Raw genomic sequence first — 15,018 nt, 5'->3', positions numbered from 1 at the left:
CATAGTCAGCATCAAGTACGTCAAACATTAACTACCAATCAGGAAATGAGTATTACTTTAGCATCATTAGCTACACAGTTTTTAGAGCGTCCCGGACTTTCTCCTCACACTATTGATTCTTATGAATCAACTTTAATGCCTCTGCTTAAGCTTTATGGTCGGTGGTCAATTGAGATTATCGATAGAGATGTCTTAGTTGAATACTTAAGTAATTTGGACGGCATAAAATTTACAACTCATCGCCGCCATCAAGCGGTAATTACTGCATTGTTTAATTTTGCTGTTGAACAGCGGTTACTCAAATCAAACCCGGCTTCTCAACTAAAACGGCGTAAACCAAATCCAAAACTTGGAGAACACAATTCAGAAGAAGAAGTACGCTATTTAACACCACAGCAATTAGAACTTCTTTACCAAGCGGTAAAAAAAGATGCTCGTATGGATGCTTTAGTACATTTGTTACATAGTAGTGGCGCAAGGATTGCAGAGATACTTAGTTTAAATTTAAAGGATTTAGATGTTGACAGACGTAGATTTCAGGTAATTGGTAAAGGTAACAAACAACGCTGGTGTTTTTATAATGACTCTACGCGAGAGTGTCTTTTCAACTACGTTAAATATTACCGATACAATAACAGTCCAGCTTTATTTACTGCTCAAAAACCACAAAATAACTCGTGTTCTCGTCTTTCCTACGCTCGTGTTTATCAGTCTTGGATTCAAATTACTAGTCATATTCCAGAACTTAAAGGTACTCGTTTACACGATTTGCGGCATACTTGGGCGACTGAGCGCATGGGGATACTACAGATAGAAGAACTTAGGGCTTTGATGGGGCATGAGAAAATTCAGACTACCCTTCGTTATTCCAAAGTGACCTCACAACGTGCCGAAGAAGTCGCACAACTCGCCTTTGAGAAAATCAAAAATTATGGAGAATAGTAAACTACGTTTGCTCATCGCAATTTACCAACAGTATCGGGTTTATTACCTAAATGGTAGAAAAGCACTTTGACACTCAAGAGAATAGACAATACTCTTGATTGCCAAAATATGAGTTGACGCTGCCATTTGACAATAAATAGTATTAAATTACACTAACTATTGTCTTAATTACTGAGAAACCTCAGTATAACTCACCACCGCGAGTGAATATTTCTATCACCTCACTCCGAGTTATATGGTTTTTTTCTGCTATCTGATAAAGCTTTTCCCAAGCTTCGTCCGTCAGTCGGATAGACCTTAACCGTTTTTGAGAGTCGGAGTAATCTGTTTCAAATTTACCATCTGGTGTACGAGGTCGCCTTTGAGATTTTTGTCTTGTTCCGGAGTACTGATCCATCGAAAGCAGGTTATACATGACAAGTTGATTTTACCATGTATATACATGGTGGCAGGGTTAATTTTTCACAATTTTTTTCTTATCCCGGTTTTCTGTTCCATTGATACTCGCGCCCCTGTTCCCTCTTTCCCCCGATAGTAGAACTCAGCAATCCCGAAAGCAATTAAGTTTCCTTCCCTGTCGTGAGTATGGTTGACGGTCTTGATAGCTATGGTTGCAGTGGTGTTAATCATGATAGTCTGATGATAAATTTTAAGTGTGTTTGTTTTTCGCCTACACAAAATACTCGCGTAGGCGAAGGTTCTTTTCTTAGAAATGAGCGTAAGCGATGGTTTCTTCGTTAAGTCCAGAGGCAGATTCTTCTTTACGAGGTGAACTCAATAACTCGACAGCATTGATGATGATGACGGGTTTTTGACGCATCACGCCAGAATTTCTATCAGCCCAGCGGTCAAATTGGAGTTCCCCAGTGACTGCAATTTGGGTTCCTTTGCGAACATAGTTACCAATCACTTCCGCTTGCTTTCCCCATGCAACCAAATCAAACCAAAGGGCTTGTTCGCTTTTATAGGGAGGTCTAATGGCGATGCTGATACTTGCTTTAACTGCACCGGACTCAAAATACTTCAGTTCGGGTTCTTGTCCGCATCTGCCAACTAACATGATTTTGTTGATGTAGTTCATACCGCAAGAATTGATTGACTTTTTTGTCTTTCTGCGTTAGCAAAAGCCAGTAGACCGAAAACTTTTGAAAGTTGACGAAATAATAAGGGTTTCAGCCGCCGTTTTTAGGGCTGGAGATCGCAACCACAAGCGAGTACTCTTAACTCGGATTTCTCACAAAGATTTAAACAACTTACCCAAAATGCTTATGAAACTTAGATTTGAGTCAAAATACCGCGTCAACATATTGGAATAATTCGTACTCTATCTAAAACGCTCAAACTCTATACAGGATAAGAGTTTTGGGAATAGTGACGCAACGCTTATGAGAAATCCGGGGAGAGCATTGTGTTGAACGGGTTCCTCGGCTTGAAGCAAGTGGCGTAAACCTATTGAGAGTAATGTTATAGAAAAAACAACGCAGTTTCGTAGTTTGAGAACTTCCTGTAAAAAGTCAGACCGTGACACCACTTCCTCAAATCTGCACAAGTTGCTTTGAAGTTCACCTATATATATTATTTTGGTTATCTTAAATGCCTACTTGATTTATCTACCCAAAGATATATTTTTGTTATAATTCCTTTCTTTAGGAAGACTTTTAAGGACTACTTATGCAATAATGGTTATTATCAAAACATAATTTTCATGTATGTCGTGTCAAAAGTTTTAAGGAGAGCTTGTATAAAATTCAGATTTAGGAGGCAAATTTCACATAATAGTTTACTTTTATCTTCCCAGAATACCCATAAAGTTCTGTTATTGCTTCATTCGATACTTGAACTTTGCGTTTGCGTCTACCTTTAGCATATTTGCTTATTGAATTTAGCAGCACTATCTTAATTTGTTACAAGTGGGGCTGCTATCAAAAATTTACTAGGATTAATAATATCTTTTTCTTGAAGTCTGTAGTTTTATACAAGAGTTTTGTGTAAATATTACTACCTGTAATTCTTTAGTCGTTATGTACATGAGTATCGCAAATGACTGAAGAAAGAATTTTATGCAGATTCTGCTTTGTAAGGGCTGAAAGTCATTGAAGCATAGTCATTTAATGAGCAAAAGCTTAGTTTTTTATAAAGATCCATTAGCTACCATAGACTTTGTAACTAAAAGTAGTAGGAGATCGATCTCATGAGCTGGGAAACTGTTGTGCCATTTGTGCTAGATGTAGCGAAGGGAGTACTTACTGAAATAATCAAAAATCAACTACTAGAAATTATTTCTCCTAAAGAAAATAAATCAAAATTAGAGATTACAGAAACAGAAATTGAAAAGAAGATTGGAGAAGCATTGCAAAATAAGCATGAAGAACTTCAAAAAATATTGAGAGAGCAGCATAATGACATTGAAGAGACAAAACATCTCATTTGGGAGATAATGAGTGAGATTAAAACAATATCTAGGAAAAATTCTAATTTGGAAGTAGGATATGGTGAGATAAGCCTTTCCAAAGAAATTCAACAGAAAAAGGAAAGAATTGAACCAGAAAAATTGAAAGCTCAATTGGTAGAAAGATTAGAGGAAACTGTTGCTGAAAGGCTTACAGAACTCAAAACCAGGCTTTCCTCAGAACCTGGAAAAGATAAGTCCATGAAACAGGTAAGCAAACCTTTTCAAATCCAGCAAGTCGAGGAACAACAGCGAGGTTTGCCCCCCAGTGGAACTATTGAAGTGTCAGTTGCAAACAATCCCGAACCCAAAGAAAAAATGTCAAACTATTTAGAAAACCTGCAACGATATAAAGAATATGGTGAGTCTATACTCGAGGGACTAAAGTTGATACCCGAGCGAGAATCCTGGCCTGATGAAGTTCCAACTACTCTCCACGACTGTATCCAACGCCTTAAAAATGCTGCCGACACAATTAAAAAACGTGCGGCTTCACCAATTAAAATCGCTGTAATGGGAGAAGTCTCTAGCGGTAAAACCTTGCTTGTGGGCAGCCTAATCGGCTATGCAGATGGCTTACCAGTCAGTGAAACTCCTACTACAGGTAATGTAACCGCTATTCACCTTGTTCAGCAAGAAGGCTTTCAGAAGACGAAACTGAAAGAATTTACCGTTGAATATCTTTCTGAGGAAGGGGTGAAAGAATGCCTACGCTATATGCTCGAAGAAGCAGAAAACCGGGCAAAAGCAGTAAGGCTTCCCTCTGAGCTTATTCTTCGCTCTTTGCAAAGTTTAAGCCCTCAAAATGCTGTGGATTGTGATACTATTCTTAAATTGTGTGAGCAAGTCTGGGAAAATGCCCAAAACTCAGAACTCCGCTATCTGATATACGAAATCGTAGTTTTCGTTAATACCTATAGGGTCTACGGAAAAGATCTTTGTGGCAGCACTAAAAAGATTGATGATATCACGACGATTAAGAATGGGCTGAAACTAGATTCTTTGCCAGAGAACATCCTAGAACTCACATTTGACCAATTGCCTTCTGCGCCAACGCAATGGCAGAATAAAGACCAGCCATCAGCCCAAGACGTGCGTAACAGCTTTTCACTAATCCGCTGCATAAATGTCAAAGTTGAGGTATCAAAGGAAATTTGGGATCTGTCTTCTTTAAAAGGAGCCAACAATAGTAATGAGTTTGTTCTTTTAGATATTCCTGGCTTGGGGAGTGAACATTCTGGGGTAAGGGATACCTACCTGTCTCTAACGCAAATAGAAGAAGTACAGACCTTTTTGCTTCTGCTCAACGGCAAAAACCCATCAAGCGGGACAGCACCTAAAATCCGCACTATAATTGAGCAGCATAAGAATACAGGAGACCTTAGAGATCGTATTTTAGTAGGAGTAAGTCGGTTTAATCAACTTTCCTTAAACGCTAATGACAAACAAAAAATTGACGAATTCCTTAATAGGCCTTTCCTCAGCGAAGATGAAGTTCTCAGGGGCATTGATATTCTAAACCACATTATCACCAGCGCTAGAAATTTGACAAAAGAAAAAGATAGGATTATTCTAATATCGCAACTTTTTGGATTGGAGAAACTAGCACAAAAATCGAATCTTGTGGAAGTCTGTTCTCCAGAATTTTTACCAGAACTTGAGCAAGTGAAAAAACCTGAGGAGTCTGCTCAGCGTCAGAAATGGCAGCAGTTGAGCGAGATGCTGCCGAGCTCTCAACGAAATAGCACCTTGGGGAGACAACTCAGTGACTTTGCCGATGATGGTGGTCTTGGTAGGTTACGTTCATTGCTCCAGACTCATGTAGCTACTCATGGTATCAAACAACTTTATGAAGACACTAGTCGCGCTGCCGAAGATTTGCGTACAGAACAGAAAACTCTGAAAAAGATAATAGATCAAATCCAAGATGGTCAGGTTGAAAGCCTAGAAAGCGCAGCTTTTACTAAGCTATCCCAAACTATTAATACCCTAGTGAATACTTATAGATCCTTCAAAGATAATTTAAGAGAAAAGCCTCTATTAAACCGTAATACAGTTGCTGTTAGCGATGTTGTGAAGAAAGAGATCGGCTTTAGAATAAACAATTGGAACGAGTGGGCTTTCCTATTCAATAAAATCCAAGATGGTATTATTAAACTACCCTCTGCTTCAACATCGGTTGATCCCAAAATAATTAGTATTGGACTTCGACCTGTGAAAAGAGTTAATAACTCTATTCCGATGAAGAGTGACGATTTTTCTTCCATTTTTCAAACAACCGTTGAAGATATTAAAAAATTTGCTCTCACATGCATCGAAGAGGCGTTCAAAGATTTGTTAAACAAATTGTCTAGTGATTTGGAGCAAGCGCGTGAAGATCTAAGCAGAATCCTAAATTCTGACATTCTAAACCAAGTTGAGCAAAACTTTGGTGAAGAGCAGGCAAATTTAGTGAACAACCTCCAATTAGCTGCTGACCCAAGCAGATTGCAAAAACTAATTACTGACGAAATTAAAAACATTACCGACGATAGCTCCTCAATCATCAACTCCGAAATCCCGTTTCCTCTGGCGCGTGTCGATGATAAACATAACATTGCTCACATCTTTGACTGGAGTCATCATAAGAAGAAGCAAGTTACTCCAAGACCATTTAACCACGAATTCCTAGTGCTGCGACTACGCTCAGAGATGATTGCTAGCGCCAGCTTGAACCTTGTTCAGGTTGTCAGCGAAGTTACCAAAAAGGTTATAACTACACTTTTAGCGGTTGTGGACGACTATATTATTAATAGCTTAGAACAGATTTTAAAGAATGAAGCATTGCTAAAGTACATTGCCGCCGGCGATCGGCAATTGCAAACTAAAAATTCCCAGTTTTTAAAGGTTCTTTTGTCAATCTCATCGATTTCTTATCCAAAAAATTGAAACCTGTCATTGAGATAAAGGAAGACTTCAAATGCCCCTCAAGATTGAGCTTTTTTCTTCTTATCAACTGCGTACTAAAGACAATGACCCCCAGGTGTTGTTGCTTCCTGCAATCGAACTTATTCCGATTGTAAGCAGTAACTTACCACATATCTACCGCATTACTATATCTGTTAGCGGAACAGATTCTGAATTGACAAAGCAGATTGAATCTGCGTACAAAGGTTACAACGCAGAGAAGCTAGTTAAGCTCGAGAACGCTCTGCGTACAAAGCAATCTGATTGTCACTTGGATAAGCCCATACCAGAAAATTTCAACTGCATTTTGAAGGTAAGTGTAGAGTATTATGATTCTAACTTAGACGGTAGTGCAGATTTATCTAAACTAAAAAACTCTTCAGCAGAGTGCTATATTTTTTCTTCTTCAATTTCACAGCCATCTCCAGCTGAAGAAAACCGTAAATTTTCAGCTAAAGAACCAGCAGTAATACAGCCATCTCCAGTTGAAGAAATTCCTCAACTTTCAGCCGGAAAACCAGCAGCGATACCCCCATCTCCAGTTATCGGAACCAGTGAACTTCCAACTGAAAAGCCAAAAAACACTTATCTTGGTTTCTTCGCTATTGATTTTGGCACATCCAACTCCACAGTCACACTCTACGATCCGAAACTGATTGTTACCCCAAATAGCTTACCCAAGGAGCAAGAACAGTACTTGCGTGAAAAGTTGGTTGAGTGGGTGAAGCAACGAGCCACCAACAGTTTTAGTAATTTGGAAAATGAAGAGTGGGAAAAGCTGCTCAAAGAATTTGGTAAAAACTTTCAAGGTCTTAACTTCGATGACCAAGCTAATTTAGGTGCCCAAATATTTTTGGGTACTAACAGCACCCGCTTACTAGAAGCTATTCGTCTGTTAGAAATTTGCTTAAGTCAGCGCAGAGAGCAATTCCGCCGAGCCGTCAGCAACGAACTTAACGAAATCTACTATCAAGTTTCCCGTGTACCACCTCTAGAATGGCAGAGTCTCATTGCAGTTGAACTCAACAAAAATAGCAAACTTAGTGAAATTCCTAGCGAGTTAGAAATCGTCAGTTTCGATCCTTCTTTACCAGAAGAAGATCCGTTCAAAGTCAAAGTGCTCATGGGGGAACGAGCAAGACAAAATAGAAAACAAGCACTCGACGAAGGAGGGGAGATTGAAGGAAAATTTCACCACTCACCCAAACGCTACTTAGGTCAGCAAGAGCACTCCATCCCTGTCACACTCAATGGAAACACTGCTAACATTAAAGTTAAAAAACTTATTCAAGCCGCGTGGGCTCATCTGATTGAGTTGACCGATGATTACCGCAAAGAACATCCAGATAAGTGTGGTCAAGGCAACTTCTCTAAAGGAGTAGTGACTTACCCAACTATAGCTCCACCAGTGGTACGCCTTGAGATTGAGCAGCTTGTCAAAGAACTGGGCATTGATGATGTTCAGATCGCATACGATGAAGCGGTGTCAGCAGCTATTTTTTACCTCTGGCGAGAATTTGGAGGAGACTTAAACACTGGAATAGAGTCTTTCAAAACTCGTTGTTGTAGTGAAGGTGATACATGGTCACAAAATGTTTTAATTTTAGATATTGGTGGAGGAACCACTGACTTGGCTTTGATTCGTCTCACATTGAAAGAGATAGACCCGTTTGAGCCAAACGAAGACAGAGGCGATGGGGGACGCTATTATGTACTTACCCCCAAACTGTTAGGTTCTTCAGGTCATTTGCAGTTAGGAGGCGAGTTAATCACCCTGCGATTATTCCTCCTTTTAAAGGCAGCTATTGCCGATTGTTTGCTAACGGCAGTTACAGAAGAACTTCTACAGCAGGACGTACTGAAGATTCAAATCAATGAGCTAAGTGAGCGCTTCATTGTTAACGGTAAATTCCAAAATGGGACACTTTTGGCTTGTTTAAACACACAAGATCCAGAATCAGATTCTGTAGCCTATAAAGATGCCCTAAGCGCTGCTGAGAAAGTGCTACCTACCCGTTGGAAAGAGTCTCGTCAATCTCGGCGGGTGCAAACCTTTTACACACTTTGGGAACATGCTGAGAGGGCTAAAATCCACCTAGGTCAAAAAGATCAGGTAACTGACTTCATTCTTAATGGTCAGGAAATTTCTGACATGCTGCTACAAAACGACATTCAATTGCCGAATGGTAACCTTGATAGCTTAAACGTAAAACTAACGGTGCAGCAATTTGAAAATGTTGTAATTCCAGTACTCAAAGAAGCAATCGGGATTGCCAACGGGCTGATGATGAATAGCTTCAAAAAGAATAAACAGCAGGTAGATTGGTTAATCCTGTCAGGAAAAACCTGCAACCTTGATCAAGTTAAAAGTGAGCTTTACCGAGCATTTAGCAACTCTGAATATTTTGTATGGAATGCAGAGCGGGTCACTTTTGTACCCCAATATGCTAAGCTTGCGACCTCTATCGGAGCATGTTACGCTGAAAAATTGCGGCAGTTGACGTTTGATCCCGTCTATGCTAAGCCAATGCTGGTTAAGGGAGCAAACCAGCTTTACTTTGATGTTAAAAACTTTTTTTATTTTCTGCCATGCTCCTTCTTGCGTGAGGTAATTGGGAATCCGCCAGATATTATCTTTGAGGCAGGTCAAGAACTTTATCAACTTGACAGTGACTCGGGGGCGAAGGTTCGGAGTGATTGGCGGGGAGCACAATTAACTAATAATATTCGGCGTCAAGACTTTGAAGGTAAGGCACCGCAGCTCTGGGGCGGCTTCAATGGTGAGGCGTTGGCAAAGACACTGAATATGGGTGAGCAAGAATTTCGCGAGTCCATCAAAATCCAGTTTGAGGTTAATCAAAAGCTAGAATTCACCCTACGGTTTTGCAATGGCAACCCGCACTACATGATTCCGCCTGCTAACGAGCACAATAGTATTGATGCAACCCAAAAAATACAAGCGCCAGTTATTTCCCAGGGCAAAGTAGTACGTGATATCGCTGTCAATGTCGCCGAATCTGCAGCTGCACTAAAAACAGATGCTGAAAATGTAATATTTGAAGCAGCAAAAGACTATAGCAAGGAACTAAAAATCTTTTGCAATAAAGAAGATGAAACTGTAAAACGGCAGGGATTAATTAGCGCTCCCTTACCTCCTTTCCCTTTAAGTGGCAAGCATATGTTCTATTTCCAAGTTTATTGCCCAGACAGCAATACATGGAAACTAATTGGTGAATTGACAAAACCTAAAAACAAAACAGAATACCCTTGTGAATATCGCGTCACTCTTGATGAAAAAGGTATTCTACAGATTCATGCGGGTGAAGTTCCCTACAGAGAAGGAGACAATAAAGAAAATCTCAACCAAGAGGGATACGTTTTTCGGACCGCAGTTGAATTGGAAAGTAGTGGAGTTGTGGATGAGCGGAACCCGTTTTCTGGGGTACATTAGTTGTCAATGTTTTTTTGTTAGTTGTCAATGAGCAATTAGTCATCCATAATTAACTATGACAACGTACCATGCAATATCATAATCTAACTCCCAACACCATTTTTATGAAATTTCCTTCTCACTATATGTAAATAACAGAATGGAGAATTAGTTCACCCTACCAATTCTCCATTTTGAACTGCTAAGCATATTAAACTCAAAAAATAAAAATGGTGTAATTCCTGAATTTTTACCGTCATAATCAAGTTAAAGTAGAGGGCATATTAATGCAGTTAATGCATCACCTCAGTAAGTTACTAAACACAAAAAACTCGGATTTAATCGAGATAGTACAGTCCGGTTTGTATGGACTGCGAGCGCAAATAGAAGAAGCCCTTAAAAAATATCCACAAGACTCGGGAATCAGTGACTGTCAAGAGATACTAAAAGCCCTGAATTCCCTTTTGGAATCAGCACCAAAGCAAAATCAGAAGAAACCGGATGACTTCCTCTCAGAGGATGATTTCCCTTTTGAGCCAGCATCAGGGCAGAATCACGACAAACCGGAGGCTGACCTTCCCTCAGACGATGATTTCCCTTTTGAGCCAATACCCAAGCAGCCCATTTCACCCCTCCCTGTAGCTCAACTCGAAATGAGACTGATTCGCCTGAAAGCTTTTATTTCCGAGCAAAAGCTACAAGACTATCTGGGTTCAATTAAACTTCAAAGTACTAATGACTCAGAGTTGTGGAAAGAAATTCAACTTTTATTACTGCGTGTTCCTGCAAATATAGCTGATTCTTGCCAAAAGAAGACTCTTGAACTGGCTCAAGAGGTTGGTGCTTTAAAGAACGAGGAATCGCTACTCGATTTTTCTTTTAGCCGGGACGAAGTTCTTTACCCCGGTCTTAAAAACAAGGTTGAGGCTCAGGGTTTATGCTTATCAAAAAAGCTACCTTGTGATTTACATCCTGCAGAACTGCCTAGAGAAGGGGATTTGTTTTTTCTAGCAAATGTTGTTTCTACTTGTCTAAAATTTATTGACCATGACCAATCAAATTTGCACCATGCTTTAAAGATTGTTAATCGCTTTGGTGTCAAGTCTTTGAAATCAGATTCAGAGCGTTCTATGTATATTGAGGCTCTGACAAAACGTTTACGACGTGCCCAGGCAGTTGAGCACGATGCTGATCCGATAGTCGCTTTGCATGCTAGACTTGACCTAGATGAAGCAATCCATTCTCTAGTATATCATCCTCCGGCCGATCGCTACTCTTGGTGGGGCAAGCTACAACAAGAATCACGGCAGACTTTAGATCGCGTAGTTGAGAAAATTCGTCTTAAGGGCAATAAGGTTCATACTCGTCCTCTATGGGGACCATATGCAGATATTTGTACTTTGTCAAAAGATGACTGGGAACTAGACAGTGGAGGTACTCCGGGGGAAGTGCTGGCATGTCTCCGAGTGTATGCCAAAATCAACTCAGAAGAGCTTCCGGGGCGTGTCCTTTATCGGGGACGTGTCCGTTAAACAAGGAACCCATTGAAGCTAACTTGATTGAGTGTACCATGTTAGCTCGCGATAACGAAAGTTATACCATCCCTTGGTTAATTCGCACTGATTACAACCCGAAATTCTTTATGCTTACTGGTATACCATGCACAGTTAGATTGAAATTAACCAACCACAATACACAAATAAAGACACAGACTCCAGCTACCCTGTTATTGGAATTGAGGGGTTTTTTACACTAGTGGAAGTAACCAGAAAATTTCGAGCATCCCAGGTATCAAGCAATCTAAGAGGTGTTGTATGCCAAAGCGACTTAACCCCTCGCTCGTAAGTACACGAAACATATAATATTAGATTTTGCGTTCGCATATCGAATGTGAGATACAAAGATTGTAGGTAATCAATAATATATTGTATTATGTAAGAAATATCGTGTATGTTATCGACCCTTGACTGCCCTGAGAACCCGATTATTTCATTTTGTTGTAATATATTGAGCATACAGATGCCTTGAGAAGTGCTCGTATTAACTTGTTATTTACCCAAATGTTTGAATAAAAAATTCATTTCCAGGAGGGACTTATGGAGCTAGTAGATATTATCGATTTTGGCGGAAATCTTGAACCCCGTTGTCCAGTCATATTGCTAGTCGATACTTCTTATTCAATGGATGGTGACCCCATCAAAGAATTAAATACTGGCTTAGCTATTTTTAAACATGAGGTTCAGCAAGATGCCAGAGCTTCAGTACGGGTAGAGGTAGCTATTATAACCTTTGGTGGTGAGCAGGCAAAATTATTGCAAGACTTTATTACTGTTGAAAAATTTATTCCCACTCCCCTGGAAGCAAGTGGTCGTACTCCAATGGGTCAGGCAATTGAGCTAGCGCTAGATACCTTAGAAAGCCGTAAGAGTAAATATAAAGAAAATGACAGAGAGTACTATCGACCTTGGTTATTTCTAATTACAGATGGTGAACCAACAGATAATTGGGAAAACGCAGATCAAAGGCTAAAACAAGCGCAGGAGGAGGATAAACTTACTTTTTTCGCTATTGGGGTTAAAGGTGCAAATATGGATATTCTTAAGCAGATGACGTTAACTAATACCCCAGTTATGCTAGATGGCTTAAAATTTAAAGAACTTTTTCGTTGGCTATCTGCTTCAGTCAAGAAAGTTTCCACTGCTCAAGTAGGGGATCAAGTTGGACTTAGTCCTATTGATGGTTGGGTCACTGTAAAGACTTAGAAAAGAGGCGGCTCATGTCTTGGAAAATCAAAAAATCTAGTTTTGTTGGAACCAGCCATCAAGAACAAGGTAAAGGCTGCCAAGACTATGCCAGTTATTACCTTGTTCCTAATGATAATTATGTAATTGGTGCAGTTGCTGATGGGGCTGGTAGTGCAAAACATTCAGAAATTGGGGCAAAAATAGCAGTAGAGGAGGCAATTAACTACCTCAAAAAGATATTATACTCTAAATCAATAAATAATGAAAATCAAGCTAGAGAAAAATTCACTCAAGTTTTAGATCATGTCTTACTTAAATTAAAAGAAGAGGCAAAAAATAAAGGTTTTTTACTCAGCGATTTGAACTCTACTTTACTAGTTTTCATTGCCACAAGTAATTGGTTTGCCGCCATGCAGATTGGTGACGGACTGATAATAATTAAACATAAAAATGGTGATTATGAGCTAGTTTTTAAACCAGATAAAGGCGAATATGTTAATCAGACAACATTCGTTACTTCATCAGATGCAAAAGAGCGAATGCAATTACGGTTTCAATCAATCAATCTGAATTTTATTTGTTTAACAACAGATTGGTGTGAGAATATATTTGTGACTAAAGCTAAAGAAAGTTGGAAGCCTAAACGGGATCTTTTTGAAGCTCTAGAAAATTGCCTATTAGAAAAAAAAAATAATATCAATTATCAACACTATACTCCAGAATCAATTGATGAACTTCTTAATTCGGCAAAGATTAATCAAGCAATTGATGATGATAAGACACTACTCTTATGTGTTTGTGAGCAAAATGAAACTCTAACCCCTTTTCTTCTTAAAGAAGTTACAGTAGCGCAAAATATAGAAGATCAATCCCTTACTTCAGAATCAACTGACAAACCTCTTACTTCAGCAAAGATTAATCAAAAAACTGATGATAAAACACCGCTCTTATGTGTCTCTAAGCAAAATAAAACTCTGACCCCTACTCCCCCCTCCAAAGAAGTTAAAGGAGCGCCAGTGGTCAAGCAGAAAAAACGTATAAATAAACGTTGGATTGAGAATCGGCTAAAACTATTATATGCTAGTCTTGCATTTAATGTAGTTTTTTTAATTTCAATGGCTATTGCAGCTTTTCTAATTAATCCACAGAATCAACGTGAAATTCCCTATGAACTTAATAAAGTTGATGCTCATTATAATAACGATTTATGGGAAAAATGGAGCTCACAAAATATATCTGTATGGGTCTTAGCTTCAGTTAAATCACTTGATAAAGATAAGTCAATACTTAAAGTGATAGATAAAGACAATAGCCCTCGTTTTTATAAAAAAGATATTCCACCAAAAAATCCATTAAGAGAGCAGCCTTTGGGACTTTTGCCGCCAGGGAATTATTCTTATTTTGATGCCAGAAATTTTAGTCAAGAAAAAGAACAAGAACAAGAACAAGAACAACTACGTTGGGTGAGAATTCAAGTTATTTTATGTAACTAAAATATCTAGAAAAGCTTATGGTACTATTTAGATGTGACAAATCTGGTTTAAATATTAATATCGATCTGGATAATAATACTGTTGGTGATGGTGGCGAAGGTAAAATTTATAAAGTTCAAAACCAAGTAGCAAAAATTTATAACAAACTAAGTCCAGAGCAAATAGACAAGCTAAAGGTAATGGTGGAAAACCCACCAGAAGACCCTATGTTACATAAAGGACATATTTCCATAGCATGGCCACAGGATTTAATCAAAAATATTAAAACGGATGAATATGTTGGATTTTTGATGCCAGAAATTCAGGGAGGTCAGACACTATTAAACGTATATAATCCAGAACGTCGAAAAAACAATGCTCCTGGATTTAATTGGCTTTATCTTCATATTACGGCTCAAAATGTTGCTACAGTTGTTGAATCTATTCATGCTAAAAAATATGTAATTGGTGATATAAAATCGGAGAATTTCTTGGTAAATGCCCAAGGTTTTGTTTCTATTGTTGATACTGATTCATTCCAAATTGAGCATCCCAAAACGGGAAAAATTTATCGTTGTCTCGTGGGTTCTGAAGAATATACACCACCAGAGTTAGTTGGTAAAAACTTTAAAATTATAGATAGATCAGAAATTCACGATCATTTTGGATTGGCAGTAATTATTTACAAGTTACTATTTGGCGCTCATCCTTATCAGGGTAGCGGCGATTCCGATTCTCTAGATGTACGTATCAGTAAAGGACATTGGCCTCATGGACCACAATCACCAGTTAAAATGGCCAAGTGGTCAATACCACTAGAAATAGTAGATGCCAAACTTCAAGATTTCTTTCATCAATGCTTTAGTGAAGGACATAATGACCATCAAATGCGTCCTACTGCCAAACAGTGGCGAGATGCTTTGGGAACAGCAATTACCAAATTAATTGATTGCAAAGTTGAGATATGTCTTAACCAGTCAGGACTTAATTTCACGGAGCGTTCTTGTTCTAATTTTTGAGCTAACTGAACAC

At 38.9% G+C, this 15,018-nt stretch carries 10 protein-coding genes; 7 read left to right on the top strand and 3 right to left on the bottom strand.

Annotated features, from left to right (window positions below):
• Positions 1 to 45: 45 nt before the first annotated feature.
• On the top strand, positions 46 to 942 hold the full coding sequence (locus ACYRY3_RS30760) for a tyrosine-type recombinase/integrase (RefSeq protein ID WP_460205468.1): 897 nt from the start codon (positions 46 to 48) through the stop codon (positions 940 to 942).
• Between the two features lie 184 nt (positions 943 to 1,126).
• Here ACYRY3_RS30760 and ACYRY3_RS30755 read toward each other — a convergent pair whose 3' ends face one another.
• The 3 genes from ACYRY3_RS30755 to ssb all read right to left on the bottom strand — a co-directional run bounded on the left by ACYRY3_RS30755 (position 1,127) and on the right by ssb (position 2,026).
• Positions 1,127 to 1,360, bottom strand: coding sequence for a transcriptional regulator (locus tag ACYRY3_RS30755; RefSeq protein ID WP_460205467.1), 234 nt, complete (start codon positions 1,358 to 1,360; stop codon positions 1,127 to 1,129).
• A 47-nt stretch (positions 1,361 to 1,407) separates the two neighbouring features.
• Positions 1,408 to 1,575, bottom strand: coding sequence for a hypothetical protein (locus tag ACYRY3_RS30750; RefSeq protein ID WP_460205466.1), 168 nt, complete (start codon positions 1,573 to 1,575; stop codon positions 1,408 to 1,410).
• A 76-nt stretch (positions 1,576 to 1,651) separates the two neighbouring features.
• Positions 1,652 to 2,026 carry a single-stranded DNA-binding protein gene (gene ssb / locus ACYRY3_RS30745; RefSeq protein WP_460205465.1) on the bottom strand — a complete coding sequence of 125 codons (375 nt, stop codon included), beginning with the start codon at positions 2,024 to 2,026 and terminating at the stop codon, positions 1,652 to 1,654.
• A gap of 1,110 nt (positions 2,027 to 3,136) precedes the next feature.
• Between ssb and ACYRY3_RS30740 the strand changes: the two genes are divergently transcribed.
• The 6 genes from ACYRY3_RS30740 (at position 3,137) to ACYRY3_RS30715 (ending at position 15,005) form a co-directional block, all read left to right on the top strand.
• Positions 3,137 to 6,322, top strand: a complete 3,186-nt coding sequence (locus ACYRY3_RS30740) for a dynamin family protein (protein WP_460205464.1) — start codon at positions 3,137 to 3,139, stop codon at positions 6,320 to 6,322.
• 31 nt (positions 6,323 to 6,353) lie between these two features.
• Complete coding sequence (locus ACYRY3_RS30735; RefSeq protein WP_460205463.1) at positions 6,354 to 9,791, top strand: molecular chaperone; 3,438 nt, start codon at positions 6,354 to 6,356, stop codon at positions 9,789 to 9,791.
• A 266-nt stretch (positions 9,792 to 10,057) separates the two neighbouring features.
• Positions 10,058 to 11,302, top strand: coding sequence for a hypothetical protein (locus ACYRY3_RS30730; RefSeq protein ID WP_460205462.1), 1,245 nt, complete (start codon positions 10,058 to 10,060; stop codon positions 11,300 to 11,302).
• A gap of 564 nt (positions 11,303 to 11,866) precedes the next feature.
• Complete coding sequence (locus tag ACYRY3_RS30725; RefSeq protein WP_460205461.1) at positions 11,867 to 12,532, top strand: vWA domain-containing protein; 666 nt, start codon at positions 11,867 to 11,869, stop codon at positions 12,530 to 12,532.
• Between the two features lie 14 nt (positions 12,533 to 12,546).
• Positions 12,547 to 14,007: a PP2C family serine/threonine-protein phosphatase gene (locus ACYRY3_RS30720; RefSeq protein ID WP_460205460.1), complete on the top strand. Its 1,461-nt coding sequence runs from the start codon at positions 12,547 to 12,549 to the stop codon at positions 14,005 to 14,007.
• 17 nt (positions 14,008 to 14,024) lie between these two features.
• Positions 14,025 to 15,005: a protein kinase domain-containing protein gene (locus ACYRY3_RS30715; protein ID WP_460205459.1), complete on the top strand. Its 981-nt coding sequence runs from the start codon at positions 14,025 to 14,027 to the stop codon at positions 15,003 to 15,005.
• Positions 15,006 to 15,018 lie beyond the last annotated feature (13 nt).

This window comes from Scytonema sp. NUACC21 (genome assembly GCF_054684315.1).
Note: the sequence above shows the minus strand (reverse complement) of the source record. Positions and strands in the feature narration are given on the sequence as shown.